Annotated in this window: 13 protein-coding genes; 5 read left to right on the top strand and 8 right to left on the bottom strand. The window is 57.0% G+C overall.

The window, feature by feature from the left end:
- Positions 1–57: 57 nt before the first annotated feature.
- Both BLU05_RS03060 and BLU05_RS03055 read right to left on the bottom strand, forming a co-directional pair.
- Complete coding sequence (locus BLU05_RS03060) at positions 58–642, bottom strand: DUF4893 domain-containing protein (protein WP_091877732.1); 585 nt, start codon at positions 640–642, stop codon at positions 58–60.
- Between the two features lie 74 nt (positions 643–716).
- Entirely contained in the window at positions 717–1,349 is a 633-nt protein-coding gene (locus tag BLU05_RS03055) for a DUF1638 domain-containing protein (RefSeq protein ID WP_091877731.1), read from the bottom strand.
- Between the two features lie 69 nt (positions 1,350–1,418).
- On the opposite strand from BLU05_RS03055, the gene BLU05_RS03050 reads away from it, so the two are divergent.
- On the top strand, positions 1,419–1,574 hold the full coding sequence (locus tag BLU05_RS03050; protein ID WP_091877730.1) for an entericidin domain-containing protein: 156 nt from the start codon (positions 1,419–1,421) through the stop codon (positions 1,572–1,574).
- 85 nt (positions 1,575–1,659) lie between these two features.
- Here the strand turns inward: BLU05_RS03050 and BLU05_RS03045 are convergent, their stop codons facing one another.
- Positions 1,660–2,358 (bottom strand): corrinoid protein, encoded by a 699-nt coding sequence (locus BLU05_RS03045; RefSeq protein WP_091877729.1) that lies wholly within the window; start codon positions 2,356–2,358, stop codon positions 1,660–1,662.
- A gap of 237 nt (positions 2,359–2,595) precedes the next feature.
- Between BLU05_RS03045 and BLU05_RS03040 the strand changes: the two genes are divergently transcribed.
- Together BLU05_RS03040 and BLU05_RS03035 are read left to right on the top strand one after the other, a co-directional pair.
- On the top strand, positions 2,596–4,200 hold the full coding sequence (locus BLU05_RS03040; RefSeq protein WP_091877728.1) for a trimethylamine methyltransferase family protein: 1,605 nt from the start codon (positions 2,596–2,598) through the stop codon (positions 4,198–4,200).
- A gap of 86 nt (positions 4,201–4,286) precedes the next feature.
- Positions 4,287–4,970, top strand: a complete 684-nt coding sequence (locus tag BLU05_RS03035) for a 4Fe-4S dicluster domain-containing protein (RefSeq protein WP_091877727.1) — start codon at positions 4,287–4,289, stop codon at positions 4,968–4,970.
- A gap of 130 nt (positions 4,971–5,100) precedes the next feature.
- Here the strand turns inward: BLU05_RS03035 and BLU05_RS03030 are convergent, their stop codons facing one another.
- From BLU05_RS03030 to BLU05_RS03020, 3 genes are all read right to left on the bottom strand, one after another.
- Complete coding sequence (locus BLU05_RS03030) at positions 5,101–5,307, bottom strand: hypothetical protein (protein WP_091877726.1); 207 nt, start codon at positions 5,305–5,307, stop codon at positions 5,101–5,103.
- Entirely contained in the window at positions 5,304–6,317 is a 1,014-nt protein-coding gene (gene bmt / locus BLU05_RS03025) for a betaine--homocysteine S-methyltransferase (RefSeq protein WP_091877725.1), read from the bottom strand. Before bmt ends, BLU05_RS03030 begins: the two co-directional genes overlap by 4 nt.
- 88 nt (positions 6,318–6,405) lie before the next feature.
- On the bottom strand, positions 6,406–7,242 hold the full coding sequence (locus BLU05_RS03020; RefSeq protein ID WP_091877724.1) for a helix-turn-helix domain-containing protein: 837 nt from the start codon (positions 7,240–7,242) through the stop codon (positions 6,406–6,408).
- Positions 7,243–7,357: 115 nt separating this feature from the next.
- Here BLU05_RS03020 and BLU05_RS03015 point away from each other — a divergent pair, with 115 nt between their 5' ends.
- Positions 7,358–8,392 (top strand): fatty acid desaturase, encoded by a 1,035-nt coding sequence (locus tag BLU05_RS03015; RefSeq protein ID WP_091877723.1) that lies wholly within the window; start codon positions 7,358–7,360, stop codon positions 8,390–8,392.
- A gap of 9 nt (positions 8,393–8,401) precedes the next feature.
- Entirely contained in the window at positions 8,402–9,160 is a 759-nt protein-coding gene (locus tag BLU05_RS03010) for a phosphate/phosphite/phosphonate ABC transporter substrate-binding protein (RefSeq protein ID WP_091877722.1), read from the top strand.
- A 285-nt stretch (positions 9,161–9,445) separates the two neighbouring features.
- On the opposite strand, the gene BLU05_RS03005 is transcribed toward BLU05_RS03010, so the two are convergent.
- Entirely contained in the window at positions 9,446–12,022 is a 2,577-nt protein-coding gene (locus BLU05_RS03005; protein WP_091877721.1) for a GcvT family protein, read from the bottom strand.
- A 62-nt stretch (positions 12,023–12,084) separates the two neighbouring features.
- Positions 12,085–13,665 carry a trimethylamine methyltransferase family protein gene (locus tag BLU05_RS03000; protein WP_091877720.1) on the bottom strand — a complete coding sequence of 527 codons (1,581 nt, stop codon included), beginning with the start codon at positions 13,663–13,665 and terminating at the stop codon, positions 12,085–12,087.
- Positions 13,666–13,833 lie beyond the last annotated feature (168 nt).

Genomic DNA, 13,833 nt, shown 5'->3' with positions numbered 1-13,833 from the left:
TTGCCCATATGGAGGGGCAAAGGTGACATTGCAATGACGCGGCAGCGACGAAAGTACTTAACGTTTGAATTCCATGATGTTGAGCAGGGATTCGTAATAGGGTGCCGGAAACTCGATGCGGAAGGCATTCTTGCCGGTGCGATAGGCATAGCCAGCTTCGTCGGTTTTCGGTCCTGCACCATATTTCGCAGGCTTTTGATCCGAAACATAGCCGGTGCCGAGATAGGTCAGCCGCTTGTCGCTTTCGGTGTAGAAACGCCCTTTGGTGCGTTGTGATCCCGTCACTTTTTCCAAAGCCCAGCCGGAGCCATCATCCGTGACCTTGCATTTGAACCAGCCATAGACCACGAGCGCCGGGGCCATGCCGCCGAGCTTGATTGTCCGGCACTGCCAGTTGCCGGTCATGTCAAAACCTTCACTGAAAGGCAGGCTGGGGCGCTTTAACAATTCATCAACAATGCGGATATCAGCGGCGCTACCGGTCGCTTTCGCATCTGCAACCGCCTTGGTCTTTGTTTGATCGTACTGCTCTAGCCGTTTGGTATCGGCGGGCGTGATGATCTTTGTAATCGCGCCATCCGCATGGGCGGCGCTGATGGTTGCCAGACTGATCGTTGCGAGAAGAAGGGTTCGAAACAGCATGAGAACGGTCCTTTGTTTTCGATTCCATCAGGAAGCAGGCGGACCATGCCGATTTAAAGGCGTAAAGGAAAGTGTCAAACTGCGCTATCTGCTGCTGCCAGCCGCAGGGCAGGAACCAGATCGCCATAGGCGGTAAAGCGCCGCTCATAGGCGAGGCCAAGGAATTCAGCCGCCTTTTCGGCATTGGCATTGAGCTTGGCGTCGTCTGTCTGAGCGAGGTAGATCATCTTGGTGTAATTGCCGAAATACATGTCACGCAACTCAGGGTGGCGGTCGAGGCCAAGCGGTTTGACCATGAAGGCTTCGAAATGCCGGGCGAGAAAGTCCGTCATGAAGAATGACGTCATGTCATCGTCCCATTTGGACGCAAAGGCATCATTGCCGACATAGAACGAGAAGCAATGCGGACCCTCAATACGCGCCACACCGTGCTTTTCGCAGACGCGATCAAGCATGCCGCCAGTGCCGCAATCGGCATAGCCGACGAAGATTCGCTTGATGCCCTGAGCTTTTGCCTTGACGATTGCCCGATCCACCGACGGTGCAATCTTTTCCGGATGATGATGATAGACGGCGGGCAGACATTTCAGCTCGATGTGATCGAGGCCGAATTGCTCGCGTATAGCCAGTATTTCCCGGGCAATCATGCCGCAGGCGATCACCCTGACGATCTCTGGCGAATTATTCGAATTCTGGCTAACATTCATGGAACTGATTTCGCTCCATCGCGTTATGCGAACGTTGATTAAATTCTATCAGAACGGGAGACCCTGTCCATGAAACTATCACGCGTTGTACCGATCGCCGCTGTTCTTGCTGTCGTAGCACTGGCCGGCTGCGCCAACACAATCCGCGGTATCGGCTCCGATACAGCCAACACGGTGAATGCGACCCAGTCCGCTGGTCATCGGGTAGCAAAAGCCGCCAACTGATTATTCGGCCTCATAGGCCAGTTTCAGCAAAGTTACACTAGATTCGAAAAACGGCCGCATTTTGATGCGGCCGTTTTGATTTGGTTCAGGCGCCGGACATCTGGTTGTGCTTGCGCTTCATATAGTCCTTGGCTGTTTCAACGGCCACCGCCGCATCGCGGCAATAGGCATCAGCACCGACGGCCTTGCCGAATTCTTCGTTCAACGGCGCACCGCCGACGAGCACCACGTAATCGTCGCGAATGCCCTTTTCCTTCATCGTATCGATGACGACTTTCATGTAAGGCATGGTCGTGGTGAGCAGGGCCGACATGCCGAGAATGTCAGGCTTGTGCTCTTCGATGGCTGCCAGATAATTTTCGACCGGATTGTTGATGCCGAGATCAATGACGTCAAAGCCAGCGCCTTCCATCATCATGCCGACCAGATTCTTGCCGATGTCGTGAATGTCGCCCTTGACGGTGCCGATAACGAGCTTGCCCTGTTTCGGCGCGCCCGTGGCTGCGAGAAGCGGGCGCAGGATGAACATGCCGGCTTTCATGGCATTGGCTGACAGCAGAACTTCCGGCACGAAGAGAATGCCGTCACGGAAATCTTCGCCGACAATGCGCATGCCTTCGACGAGTGCTTCGGTCAAAACCCGGTAAGGCACCCAGCCGCGCTCCAGAAGGATATTGGTGCCTTCCTCGATCTCTTCCTTCAATCCGTCGTAGAGATCGTCGTGCATTTGTTCGACGAGTTCGTCGTCCGAAAGCTCCGAAAGAATGATTTCATCGTCGGCCATGGGTGTCTTCCTCTCAAGCGTTATGCAGCGCTTTTTATCTCTACTGGCATTCCCTTAACATATCGGGCAAGTTGCTGAAAACGCATTGCTTAAATGCGACCTCGTAAATGACGAAAGCGACCACCTGTTTGTCTTCCATGCGCCATCGTTTGACGCACACGGAAACGCGCCTGTCCATGTCGCAGGTAGGATCGGATCGTTAAACCAATCCGCGCATCAAGCGCCTGGAGAAATAAAATGAATCAGGAAACGCCAGTTGATGCACCGGTGGACACTGCGACCCCCGCTGATACTGCTGAAAGCGGCGGACGTCGCGGACGTGGTGCCGGTGCGGGCGCTGCTGCGCGCCGTGCCGCCCGTTCCGGCGGTGGCCCCGGCAAGTCGCTCACCTATATCACGCGCAAGATTCGCGAATATGAAGTGCTTGATGAGGAAGGGCTGGCGCTGATCGAAGCCAATGCGGATACCGTCCTTGAGGAAATCGGCATCGAGTTCCGCGACGATGCGGAAGCTTTGCAGCTTTGGCGCGAAGCTGGGGCCGATGTCAAAGGCGAGCGGGTACACTTTCCAAAGGGGCTTCCCCGCTCACTGCTGAAGACGGCACCGTCCATCTACACACAGCATGCGCGCAACCCAGAGCGTTCCGTGCAGATCGGTGGCAAGGCCACGGTGTTTGCGCCGGTCTACGGCCCGCCCTTTGTGCGCGATCTTGATGGCAATCGCCGCTATGCGACCATTGAAGACTTCAATAATTTCGTGAAGCTCGCCTATATGGCACCGTCAATCCACCATTCCGGCGGCACGGTGTGCGAGCCTGTCGACGTTCCCGTCAACAAGCGCCACCTCGATATGGTCTATGCCCATATCAAATATTCCGACAAGCCGTTCATGGGGTCTGTCACCGCGCCTGAGCGGGCGGAAGACACGATATCCATGTGTAAGCTGGTTTTCGGTGAGGATTATCTCGACCAGAACACGGTTTTGACCAGCCTGATCAATGCAAACTCGCCGATGGTTTTCGACGAGACGATGGTTGGTGCGCTCAAGGTCTATGCCCGCAACAATCAGGCCTGCATTGTCACGCCGTTCATTCTTGCCGGTGCGATGAGCCCTGTGACGGTGGCCGGTACGTTGACGCAGGTTCTGGCGGAAGTGCTGGCCGGTGCAGCGCTCACCCAGCTGATCCGACCGGGTGCTCCGGTTATTTTCGGCACATTTGCCTCGTCCATCTCGATGCAGTCGGGTGCGCCGACTTTCGGAACACCTGAGCCGTCGCTTGTATCTTACGGCGCTGCGGCGCTGGCACGCCGTCTTGGACTGCCGTTCCGCACCGGCGGTTCGCTCTGCGCTTCAAAAGTTTCCGACGCGCAGGCGGCCTATGAGAGCGCCAATACGCTGAATTCGACGCTTCTGGCTGGTACGAACTTCGTGCTGCATTCCGCCGGCTGGCTCGAAGGTGGTCTTGTGTCCTCCTATGAAAAGTTCATGATGGACATCGACCAGCTTGGTATGGCGCAGAAATTTGCTGAAGGCGTTGACCTTTCCGAGAATGGTCAGGCGATGGATGCGATCCGTCAGGTTGGGCCCGGCAGCCATTATCTTGGCTGCGACCACACACAGGCAAACTTCCAGACGGCCTTCTACCGCTCGAACATTGCCGACAACAATTCCTATGAGCAGTGGCTTGCCGAGGGCGAGAAACGTGCCGACCAGCGCGGCAATGAACTGGCACGACGCTGGCTTGAAACCTACGAAGCACCCTATCTTGATCCGGCCATTGACGAATCCCTCAAGGAATTCATTGCCAAGAAAAAAGCGTCGATGCCCGACGCATTCACCTGAAAGAAGCCCGAGGACGGCCGGGCTAAAGTGGCCAATCTGATCCATGAAGAAGTCTGGGCCACTGCTGTTAAGGGTTCAGGCCCGGGATGACTATTGCCGATCCTCTTGTTGAAATCGCCGCCGCGCTGGAACCCTATGGTCTTGTTCCGCGCGGCGTTTTTGTTTTCGGAGCAGGGGATGATGCGCCCCGTCTGAGCACCGGCGTTTCGGCACGCAGCGTGGTTCTTATCGGCCATTTCGGTTCATCCATCTGGCCGTATTTCACCCGGTGGCGGCGGGCGCATCCGGATGTGGACGATCCGCTCGATGCATGGTCTAAAGCTGTTCTCACCCGTGTCGCGGACGCTGTGGAAGGACAAGCCGTCTTTCCATCCGACAAGCCTTATTTGCCGTTCCAGCAATGGGCCATGCGTGGGGAGGGCCTCTCGGCATCGCCCTTGGGGCTGTTGATTCATCCTGAATACGGCCTCTGGCAGGCGTTTCGGGGTGCCTTGCTGTTTGACCGGGTTATCGACTTCCCATCAATTGCTCGGGATAATCACCCCTGCGATAGCTGCGCGGAAAAACCATGCCTGAGCGCCTGCCCGGTGGACGCATTCGATGGAAAGAATTTTGCTGTTGGTCGCTGCCGATCATATCTCGCAGAACCACAAGGGCGTGTGTGTCTCGATGGCGGCTGTCTGGCACGGCTGGCTTGTCCAGTCGGACGGGAACACGCCTATATGCCCGATCAGCAGCGTTTTCACATGGCCGCATTTGCACGCAGCTGAGCGAGCGCAAAAAATATTTTGATTGATTTCGTTTTTTCACCCAAGGATTGGACCTTTGGCATCGTCAAAGGGGCGATGATGCCATTGGTTATCGCAGCGAGTTCCTGCGGGCTGCACGAACCACGAACCATTAAAAAAATGAAAGACCCGCAAAGAACGCGAGCGTTCCAACGATAACACTCATCAGGAGGCTGACAAGCACGGACCAGCGGAATGCATATCGCGCGATAATATAAAGCACGACAAGCGCAAGGATGAATGGGACCGGGTAGCCCAGGATGAGAAAAACGATAATGCCCAACGGGTCAGGCAGTGCGCCGATCCAGCCCAGGTTCAACCGCGACGTCCGCGACGTTCGCGCTTCGGCAGGTCATCCGCATGGGCAGCGAGCTTGTTGCGCATTGGTCCGATCGCCTCAACAATGGTTTCCACCGTCGGGCGCGTGCTATGGATATGGTTATCCAGCGCGTGGCGCATCGCGGCCAGATGTTCAAACGAGGTGCCGCAGCAGCCGCCAATGATTTTTGCACCGCCATTAATGGCGAGATGCGCATAATTTGCCATCAATTCGGGCGTGCCGGAGTAAAAAATCTCCGCGCCGCGAAATTCCGGAATGCCGCAATTGCCTTTGATGACAATGGTGGCTGTGGGATCAGCTTCGGACATGTCGAGCAGGGAGGCCAGAATATCCGACGCGCCGACACCGCAATTGGCACCGACAGCAACCGGGCGTTGGGCCAGCCCATCGACAACGCCGTGAATCTCTTTTGGTGGCAGGCCCATCATGGTTTTGCCAGCCGTATCGAACGAGCCTGTGTAGACATAAGGCAGGCCGACCTTCACGGCAGCTTCTGCTGCAGCGCGAATTTCACCCGGAGCCGACATGGTTTCGATCCATGCGACATCAACACCGCCAGCCTTCAGACCCTCAAGCTGTTCGGTAAACGCAGCGACAGCGTCCTCTTCGGTTAGCGCACCAAGTGGAACCAGCAGTTCGCCCGTCGGACCGACAGAGCCAGCCACAATCACCTTGCGGTCTGCCTTATCGGCGACAGCGCGGGCAAGTTCAGCGGCCTTCTTGTTGAGCTCGAACACGCGGTCTTGCGCATGGTGTAGCTTGAGGCGATGGCGTGTGCCGCCGAAGGAATTGGTCAGGATGATATCAGCACCGGCATCGACAAAGCCTTGATGCAGCGCGAGGATTTTTTCCGGCTGGGCTTCGTTCCAGAGTTCGGGTGCTTCACCGGCTTCCAGACCCGTGGCAAACAGGTTCGTGCCCGTCGCACCATCGGCCAGCAGAACGCCCTTTTCAGCGAGAAGATCGGCAAGCGGATTGGCAATGGTCATGGCGCGCAGTTCCTGTGATGAGACTTAGATAACGATATAAGGAAGTCTTTATATGTGGTCAATATTCATTTGCGACAAGCTCTAGCACTCAATCGACCTTCAATGACGAAATATAAGCACCAACCTCGTGGGCATTGATCTTTGCCACGCGGATCAGACCATCGAAATGCCGTTGCAGGGTTTGCACGGCATCCGTTGTGTTGAGCACCAGATACATCTCGCCGACAAAGATCGCAGCGCGGTAGGGGCCGAACACGGTGTAGGGCACCGAGAACCGCTCGCGCCCGTCAAACAGAAACAGCCGGAAGGACGGATAAAGCTCATCAAGCAGGGCCGTCATATGCTGAAGCTGTTCAACGCGTACCGCGCGCGAAAGGTCGCCCCAGATGCCGCCGCCACCAGCGAAATCGCGCAGGGTCTGGTAGGGCATGCATACTTCCATGTCCGTGCCCGGCTGGCGATTGTAATCAAGCCGGAACGCAGTTTCAGTGATCTGGGTCGTGGGATCGCGGTGTACAAGCGAAGTCTCGTAGGCAATCACCGCCTGTGTGCGCAGCAGGTCGGGAATACGCGCCGGTACATAGCGGATCTTGCTGCCTGTCGCCTCCGCATGCCAGCGCACCAGCAGCGTGCGCTCGAAACCGTCATGGCCTTCCTCAATCTCCATACTGGCGCGCAGTTCGCCGGTGATCGCCTCATCCTGACTGAGACCAAGCAGCCAATCGAGAGATACTGCATAGCGCTCGGCAATGTTGAGCAGTGTCTCAACGCGGGGCAGGCGCGTCGACTGGCCGGAGAGAAGTTGCGAGAGTGCTGAACGGTCTATGCCGACGGCTGAAGCAAACGACGATTGATTATCGCCGCTGCGGGCAAGCAGGCTCCGGATGCGGTCCTGAAACAGGCGCGAGAGATCCCGTTTGTCCATTTGCATGCCTTTTTGTTTACTAAATACAACAATTGCATCATTTGGTGCGCATAATCAACAGTTTATCACTAAAATCGCGTTGCTGACAGTTCCTGACAGTGAGAGGATGAAAGTCATGGAATCAGAAGCACATACAGCCGAACTAACTGACAAATCCGGTCGGGGACACAAGCACCCTGGCATTGAATGGCCTACCCTTGCATTGATGATCATCTGCTACGGTTTATGGCTGGTGTCAGGATTTTACCTCTATCCAACCATGCCTTTTGTGGCCTTGGCACTGATGGCGGTTGCCGTCGCATTTCACTCTTCTTTACAGCATGAAGCCTTGCACGGGCACCCGACCCGCAGCGGCATGCTCAATGAGTTTCTTGTCTCCCTGCCTATCGGTCTCTTCTACCCCTACCGCCGCTATAAGCATCTGCATCTGAAACACCATGCGGATGAGCGCCTGACCGATCCCTATGACGATCCGGAAAGCTATTACCGGGCGTTAGGGGATTGGGAGAAGCTGCCTGCCGCTCTCAAGATGCTGCTGAAATGGAACAATACGATGCTTGGCCGTATCATTGTTGGACCAGCGTTGATGATTGTGGGATTCATCGCCACGGATATCAAGCTGATATCCGGTGGTGACCGGAAAGTGCGCACCGCATGGCTCCTGCATGCGGCCGGACTTATTCCTCTGGTTGTCCTGCTGGTCGAATTCGGTATCCCGCTTTGGCTTTATGCATTGACCGCGGTTTATTGGGGACTGGCGATCATTGCCATCCGCTCCTATTGCGAACACCAGTGGTCCGAGCGCCCGGATGGGCGCACAATTATTGTCGAGAAATCGCCGCTGGCGCTGTTGTTTCTCAACAACAATCTGCATTTCGTCCATCACAAGCGGCCGACTGTGCCGTGGTACAAATTGCCAAAACTCTATCGCGAGCAGCGTGAAGAGTGGAAAGCCATGAATGGCGGCTATGTCTTCCGCAACTACTTTGAAATCCTGCGTGCCTATGCATTCCGCAGCAAGGAAGAAGTCGTTCACCCGGTCCTGCGCCGTGAACCCGCACCTGGACGGGCTTTTCGTCCACGCCGCCATGGCATTTCCCTGCAGGGCGGAACGAGCGTGCCTATTCCCGCCGAGCCTCCGACAGAGTAAACTACCCGTATGACACTCATTGCAGCCTTGCCGATGTATGATTGGCCGGAACGCCGCGCCGAAGTGGATGCGCAGTGGGTTGCCATTCGAGATGAGCTTCGCGCCAAAGGGTTTGATGCGCCGGAGTTTTTGACGCGGCGCAATGGCGATCTTCCTGCTGTAGCGGGCGGTATCCGCGATGCCGCCGGTCATGTGATTGCGCCTGATCCGGCATCGCTTGCCCCCGATGAACTCGATATGCCGACGCTGTGGCGCCATCCCGCATTGCTGTTCGCGCAGACCTGCTGGGGTCCGATGGAACTCGGTCTTGCCGCCCATGTGCATGTGGCGGGGCAGGACGACTATTCGGGTGTGGCGGGCGGCGATGACGCGCTCTATTCCAGCGCGCTGGTGATGCGCCGGGGCGAGGGGGTAGCCGTGCCTGCGTCGCAGGACAGCCAGCCGATTTTACCCATCGCCCACATGCGCGGAAAACGCCTTGCTTTCAACAGCCATGATTCCATGTCCGGCTATCTCGGCCTCCAGCGCGATCTGGCCGCAACGGGTGAGAGTTTTAGCCTGTTTGCCCGCCTCATTGAAACCGGCGGCCACCGTGCCTCGGTGCAAGCCGTGGCGTCAGGGCGTGCGGATATTGCCGCTATTGATATCAAGTCCTGGGCACTTGCCCAGCGCTATGACGAGGCAGCAAGTGCCCTGATCGTGATAGGCTGGACCGCCAAGCGCAAGGGCCTGCCATTTATCTCAGCCTTTGAAGGTGTGGTTGTTTAAAAACGCCGCGCATTCCGCAACATTCTCAACTCCACCGTCCTCGGTCCTTATTCCACGGGCATCATCCGTCCGTCATCCTCCATTCCACCGTCATCCTCGGGCTTGACCCGAGGACCCACGGCAAAAGAGGGCAGCGATCTTCGCAAGCGCGACGCATTTCTCAGTAATGGGTCCTCGGGTCAAGCCCGAGGATGACGGAGGGATGGTATCCAAGGTTGGCGGTGGAGCGGAGGATGATGGAGAGTAGATCAGGGATAACAGATGTGTTGGAATACAACCCTCAACTCACCCGCGCATTTTTGCCCCGGATGGATCGAATGGTGGCTCGATATTGATGCGGGCAGCGCGGCGGAGGCCGAGGATTTCCACCTCGAATAGACCAGCACTCTCGTTTTCAGCCAACTCGGCAGGCACATAGCCCTGTGCCATGGAATGCCCGACATAATGGGCGTAACCGCCCGATGTCACCCAGCCGACAACGCGCCAATCGCCCTGAACAGCACCCTTGTCGCCATCAAAGGAAACAGCGGCACCGGTGTGGTCGAAGCGCGGGGCGCCAACGCCGTGGCCGGCTTCCACGACACCATAATCCTTGGTAACCTTGGCCCAAATTGGCTCATCGCCCATGACATCGGCAGCACCATCACCATCGGGCACATCGATGATCAGCGATACGCGGCGCAGTTTTTTGCTGATTCCGGCGTCAAATTCGGCTTTTTCCTGCGCTGCGGGTTCGCGGCCGATAAAATCATTCTTGGTGAGCTTGATGAAACGATCCATCGAGCCTTCATAGGGCCCATAGATCGGGCGCAATTCGCGGAACCATGTGGGGAAATTCTTTTCCAGCCGCATGGATAGCAAAGCGCGCATGCCGAAATCGACAATGTCGAATTCCTTGCCCGCCTCCTTGATGGCCTTGTAGACAAGGCGCTGATAGGCCGGTTCCATCCAGATTTCGTAACCGAGATCGCCCGTATAGGAAATGCGGTTGACCTTGCACGGTGCGCCGCCAACGGCCATTTCGCGGAAATCCATGAACCGGAAGGCAGTGTTCGACACATCTTCATCGACAAGTTTGGCCAGAAGATCGCGGGATTTCGGCCCGGCGATGGAAAGGCCAACCAGCGTCTGGTCGAAGCGGTGGATATGCACCGAACCGTCTTTTGGCTGATGTTTTTGGAACCAGCGCATGTGATAGCGCTGGGCGGCGGACGAACCCCAGATGAGGAAGCGATCCTCGGCTGCTTTGGCGATGGTGAAATCGCCGATCAGCTTGCCTTTTTCATTCAGCATGGGTGTCAGCACCAGACGGCCTGTCTTCGGCATGGTGTTGGTCATGAGATAGGAAAGAAATGCTTCCGCGCCGCTGCCGGTGACTTCGTATTTGGCGAAGTTGGCGATTTCGGTCACGCCGACCCGCTCACGCGTGGCGCGGACTTCATTGCCGATATGCTCGAAATCGTTGGAGCGGTGATATGAAACGATATCTTTGGCTTCTGTGCCCTTTGGCGCAAACCAGAGCGGTGTTTCCAGTCCCCAGGAATCGCCCATGACGGCGTTCTGGCTAACCATGGTGTCATAGAGCGGCGTTGTCTGCTGCGGCCGTGCGGCGGGCAGTTCTTCATTGGGGAAGCGGATGGAGAAGCGGCGCGAATAGTTTTCGCGTACTTTGGCATTGGTATAGCGCAGGGTTGCCCATTCGCCGAACCGCGCCACATCCATGCCCCAGACGTCAAAGCCGGGTTCGCCATGCACCATCCAGTTGGAAAGGGCGAGCCCGACGCCGCCGCCCTGACTGAACCCGGCCATGACGGCGCAGGCGGTCCAGTAATTGGTCAGGCCCGGAACAGGGCCGACGAGCGGATTACCATCCGGCGCGAAGGTGAACGGTCCATTGATGATCTGCTTGATGCCGGCCTTTTCGATGCCGGGGAAATGCTTGAAGCCGACTTCGAGGGAAGGGGCGATGCGATCAATATCCGGTGCCAGAAGTTCATGGCCGAAATCCCATGGGGTATTAACCGGCGACCACGGCTTGGCGGCCTTTTCATAGGTGCCGAGCAGAATGCCATTGCGCTCCTGACGGGTATAAATCTCGCCCTTGAAATCCATGACGCCGATGAGTTCGCGGCCTGTTGACTGGTTGAATTCCATGACTTCGGGCACATCTTCAGTCAGAAGATACATATGCTCCATGGCAAGCACTGGTAATTCGAGGCCAACCATGCGGCCGACTTCGCGGGCCCAGAGGCCGCCGCAATTGACGACGTGTTCGGCCTTTACCGTTCCCTGTTCGGTGACGACATTCCAGGTGCCGTCCACTTCCTGCGTCAGTTCAACAACGCGGTTGCGCAGGCTGATTTCAGCACCAAGCTTGCGCGCGGCCTTGGCATAGGCATGGGTGGTGCCGGATGGATCAAGGTGCCCTTCAACCGGGTCCCACATGGCGCCGACGAAGTTGGTTTCGTCCATCAGCGGGAACATGGCCTTGGCTTCCGACGGGGTGATTAGCTCGGTGTCCATACCGAGATAGCGGCCGCGTGCATGGGCGAGGCGCAGGAAATCCATGCGTTCGGGCGAGTCGGCCATCATCACGCCGCCGGTCAGATGCAGGCTGCAGGACTGGCCAGAGAGTTCTTCGATTTCCTTGTAGAGGCTGACCGTATAGGCCTGCAGCTTGGCGACGTTCGGATCGCCGTTCAGCGTGTGAAAACCGCCAGCCGCATGCCAGGATGACCCCGATGTCAGCTCCGAGCGTTCGATCAGCAGAACATCCGTCCAGCCGGCGCGGGCGAGATGGTAAAGGACCGAACATCCAACTACGCCGCCGCCAATGACAACTGCTTTAACGTGCGATTTCATTCACTTATGCCTCTTGTATAGGAATATGATTCAATGCGTTGAGAGTTTGATTCAAAGGGCCGTCAGAAATCGGTCGGCGCGCCGCCCTCGGCCTTGCGTCTGGCCACGAAGGCGTTCAGCTCTTCCTCGATGGCCGGATCGATAGGAGGCTTCTCATAGGTGGCAAGCCGCTCCTTCCAGACGCGATTGGCGCGATCAATGGCCGTGGGGGAACCGGCTTCCTGCCATGTCTCGTAATTGCGCCAGTCTGATATGATCGGCGCATAGAACGCCGTCTTGTAGCGGGACTGGGTGTGGGCTGTGCCGAAGAAGTGGCCACCGGGACCAACGTCGCGCATGGCGTCGAGGCCGAGTGCATCTTCAGACAGATCGAGCGGCGTCAGGAACTCCGCCACCATCTGCAACAGATCAAAATCGAGGATCATCTTTTCGTAGGAACAGCACAGGCCACCTTCCAGCCAACCGGCGGAATGCAGCATGAAATTGCCGCCGCCCTGGATTGCACCCCAGAGCGAGAAGACGGATTCGTAGGCAGCCTGCGCATCGACCGTGTTGGCGGCGCAAACATTGGAGGTGCGATAGGGGATCTTATAGCGGCGGGCGAGCTGGCCGCCGACCATCTGCGCCTTCATATATTCAGGTGTGCCGAAAGCAGGTGCACCGGATTTCATATCGACATTGGAGGTGAAGCCGCCATAACCGACAGGCGCACCCTTCTTCACCATCTGGGTAAAGGAGATACCGGCAAGCGCTTCGGCATTCTGCTGAACGAGCGCACCGGCGATGGTGACGGGGGCCATGGCTCCTGCCAGCGTGAACGGAGTGACGATAACAATCTGGCCATTGCCCGACATATGGATGATGCCTTCCATCATCGGCACATCGAGCTTCAGGGGCGAATTGGTGTTGATGATGGTGTAGGAGGAGGCTTCGTTCTGCAACTGCTCCTGGCTGATGCCACGGGCAATGCGGGCGATTTCAATGCCATCCAGATTGCGCTCCTTGCCGAGCGAATAAATGTGAAAAGCCTTGTCGGAGAGAGTGGCAAGATCGCGGATGCATTCGAGATGGCGAACCGATGGATGAATATCGATCGGTTCAACGGGATAGCCGCCCGTCATGTTGATGATGTTGTGCATCTGCGCCAGTTTGACGAAGTTGCGGAAATCCGCCTGATTGCCGGATCGTCTGCCATTGTCCGTGTCGGAACAATTGGGCGCCGATCCCATCTGCGCGAAAATTAGGTTGTTGCCGCCGAAACGCACATTGTGGGCGGGGTTGCGGGCGTGCAGGGTGAATTCCGACGGCGCGTAGCCGACATATTCAAGGATCATGTCCTTATCAAAATGCACGCGCATGGTGCCGGGACGCACATCTGCGCCCGCCTGTTTCATGATCTCCCGCGCGCCATCATGCAGCACGTCGACGCCAATCTCCTGCAAAACGCGCAGCGAGGCATTGTGGATGGATTCCAGCTCATCATCGGAAATGATCTTGGTGGGCGCGAACGGAATCTTCAATTGACGGAAGGGAGGCTGGTCGAATGCGCCGCTTTCAATGCTGCGGGGGCGGGACCGTCCGCCACGCCGGCCATGATCGCGTGCCGTTGCGGGGATTTCGATGTCTGTTGCCGGTTCACTCATAGCTCATGCCCTTCACTTGCGATGGTGCCACTATCGCCACAGACGGGAAATTCGTGCGCGGCGTGAGCGACGCTGACCGCAAGGGAAGCGACATGGGCGAGAGGGGGAAACAGGTGTTAAGGAGTTGAGAGGGAGAATTTATTGAACAGAGTTGCACCAAGGTTGTGC

Source organism: Phyllobacterium sp. OV277, assembly GCF_900104355.1.
In the GTDB taxonomy this organism is placed as follows: Bacteria; Pseudomonadota; Alphaproteobacteria; order Rhizobiales; family Rhizobiaceae; genus Phyllobacterium.
Note: the sequence above shows the minus strand (reverse complement) of the source record. Positions and strands in the feature narration are given on the sequence as shown.

What these genes read in the sequence shown, in the direction of transcription:
- BLU05_RS03060 (WP_091877732.1), bottom strand. Translation starts at nt 642, where the DNA reads ATGCTGTTTCGAACCCTTCTTCTCGCAACGATCAGTCTGGCAACCATC.
- BLU05_RS03055 (WP_091877731.1), bottom strand. Translation starts at nt 1,349, where the DNA reads ATGAATGTTAGCCAGAATTCGAATAATTCGCCAGAGATCGTCAGGGTG.
- BLU05_RS03050 (WP_091877730.1), top strand. Translation starts at nt 1,419, where the DNA reads ATGAAACTATCACGCGTTGTACCGATCGCCGCTGTTCTTGCTGTCGTA.
- BLU05_RS03045 (WP_091877729.1), bottom strand. Translation starts at nt 2,358, where the DNA reads ATGGCCGACGATGAAATCATTCTTTCGGAGCTTTCGGACGACGAACTC.
- BLU05_RS03040 (WP_091877728.1), top strand. Translation starts at nt 2,596, where the DNA reads ATGAATCAGGAAACGCCAGTTGATGCACCGGTGGACACTGCGACCCCC.
- BLU05_RS03035 (WP_091877727.1), top strand. Translation starts at nt 4,287, where the DNA reads ATGACTATTGCCGATCCTCTTGTTGAAATCGCCGCCGCGCTGGAACCC.
- bmt (WP_091877725.1), bottom strand. Translation starts at nt 6,317, where the DNA reads ATGACCATTGCCAATCCGCTTGCCGATCTTCTCGCTGAAAAGGGCGTT.
- BLU05_RS03020 (WP_091877724.1), bottom strand. Translation starts at nt 7,242, where the DNA reads ATGGACAAACGGGATCTCTCGCGCCTGTTTCAGGACCGCATCCGGAGC.
- BLU05_RS03015 (WP_091877723.1), top strand. Translation starts at nt 7,358, where the DNA reads ATGGAATCAGAAGCACATACAGCCGAACTAACTGACAAATCCGGTCGG.
- BLU05_RS03010 (WP_091877722.1), top strand. Translation starts at nt 8,402, where the DNA reads ATGACACTCATTGCAGCCTTGCCGATGTATGATTGGCCGGAACGCCGC.
- BLU05_RS03005 (WP_091877721.1), bottom strand. Translation starts at nt 12,022, where the DNA reads ATGAAATCGCACGTTAAAGCAGTTGTCATTGGCGGCGGCGTAGTTGGA.
- BLU05_RS03000 (WP_091877720.1), bottom strand. Translation starts at nt 13,665, where the DNA reads ATGAGTGAACCGGCAACAGACATCGAAATCCCCGCAACGGCACGCGAT.